Raw genomic sequence first — 1,923 nt, forward strand, 5'->3', positions numbered from 1 at the left:
GATCCTATGGGGGTGCGCCGGGAGACCGGCAAGGAGTAGATGGTGAAAGTCCATTACGATGAAGGTGTAGCGAACCACGTCGGCCCCGAGCCGTGCGCAGGCATCCGCGAGGATGTCGGCGAAGCGTCGGTAGGGGAGCATGCAGGCCAGCCATTGAGCCGCGAAAAGGATCTTATCTCGGATGCCGACGCTGTCCTCATAGCGGAAGGCAATATGGGAGGTGCGCTATGCGAGTGCCTCACCAATCCGGCGCGGTCTTTAGACCCTGGCATGCATGGACGCTCTTTGTACGGGAACCGGGAGATCTTCGGGTCGGCCATGGCCTCTTTGGAGGACATGGTCCGCAGCGGGAAGGCGAGGAGCCGTAGCCGCTGATGCACGACACGGAGAAGTCTGACTCTGGCATAGTAGCTGTGAAGCTGACGAACAAAGCCGGGCAACCGGTGGCGGAGTTGGTGGAGCCAAGGCCGGGGACCAAGGGGAACGCGGAACAACAACGCATGCACCGGACACAGGGCCGGGTTCGCATGACCCAGTCGTTGGATCGCGTACGGAAAGCCGCAAGGCTGAGGAAGAAGGACCGGTTCACCGCGCTCTTCCACCACCTCACTGTCGATGCACTTCGGACGGCGTTCTTCGCGCTCAAGCGCAAGGCCGCCGCCGGGGTGGATGGCATGATGTGGCAGGACTACGAGGCAGACCTCGAGCCTCGGCTCGTAGATTTGCACAAACGAGTTCATCGGGGAGCGTATCGGCCGCAACCGTCGCGCCGGACATACATACCGAAGGCGGACGGGAAGCAGCGGCCGCTAGCGATCGCGGCTCTGGAAGACAAGATTGTCCAAGGGGCAACCGTCATCGTGTTCAACGCCATCTACGAAGGTGACTTCTGCGGTTTCTCCTACGGGTTTCGGCCCGGGAGGGGCCCGCATGATGCGTTGGACGCGCTGTGTACAGCGATCGAAAAGCGGCAGGCGAACTGGATAGTTGACGCCGATATCCAAAACTTCTTTGGGGCGGTCAGCCAGACATGGCTGGTCCGCTTCCTGGAACATCGGATCGGCGACAAGCGCATCATCCGCCTCATCCAGAAGTGGTTGAAGGCGGGTATCCTCGAAGACGGGATCGTGACCGTCGATGACAGGGGAACGGGTCAAGGGTCGGTGATTTCGCCGCTCCTTGGCAATATCTACCTGCACTACGTTCTCGACCTGTGGGCCAAGCGCTGGCGACAGCGCGAGGCCACCGGCGACATGATCATCGTGCGCTATGCGGACGATGTGGTGGTCGGCTTCGAGCGAGAGGAGGACGCCCGTCGTTTCCTCGACGCGATGCGTGCGAGGCTTGAGGAGTTCATGCTGACGCTCCATCCGGACAAGACCCGCCTGATTGAGTTTGGTCGCTTTGCGGCGGTCAATCGCAAGCGGCGCGGGCTCGGAAAACCGGAGACCTTTACCTTCCTGGGGTTCACACTCATCTGCGGACGATCCCGCCGCGGCCTCTTCCAGCTTCAACGGAAGACCCGCGGGGATCGGATGCGGGCGAAGCTCCAGGAGATCAAGGAGGAGCTACGACGACGATGGCACCAGTCGATCCCTGAACAAGGGAGATGGCTGCGGCAGGTGGTGACCGGGCATTTTGCCTACTTTGCAGTCCCCACCAACAGTCGCGCAATCTCGGCATTCCACCACCATGTGGTGAACCTCTGGCGGCGGGCGCTCCAGCGCCGCAGCCAGAAAGACCGAACCACATGGACAAGGATCGCCCTGATCTCGGGCGACTGGCTTCCCAAACCGCGTACTCTTCATCCCTGGCCAAGCGTCCGCTTCGCCGTCACTCACCCGAGGTAGGAGCCGAGTGCGGGAATCCCGCTCGCTCGGATCTGTCCGGGGGGCGCTCGGCAACGGGCGTCCCTACCGGGAA

1 protein-coding gene is annotated in these 1,923 nt (G+C 62.1%); it reads left to right on the top strand.

What is annotated here, in order from left to right; genetic code table 11:
- The first annotated feature begins 374 nt into the window (after positions 1 to 374).
- Positions 375 to 1,850, top strand: coding sequence for a group II intron reverse transcriptase/maturase (gene ltrA, locus PY650_RS36295; RefSeq protein ID WP_285884915.1), 1,476 nt, complete (start codon positions 375 to 377; stop codon positions 1,848 to 1,850).
- Positions 1,851 to 1,923: the final 73 nt, after the last annotated feature.

Origin of the sequence: Martinezella calliandrae (assembly GCF_030272695.1) — a bacterium.
Classification (GTDB): Bacteria; Pseudomonadota; Alphaproteobacteria; order Rhizobiales; family Rhizobiaceae; genus Rhizobium; species Rhizobium calliandrae.

Excerpts from the sequence above, each read along its gene's own strand:
- ltrA (WP_285884915.1), top strand. The coding sequence starts at position 375 with ATGCACGACACGGAGAAGTCTGACTCTGGCATAGTAGCTGTGAAGCTG.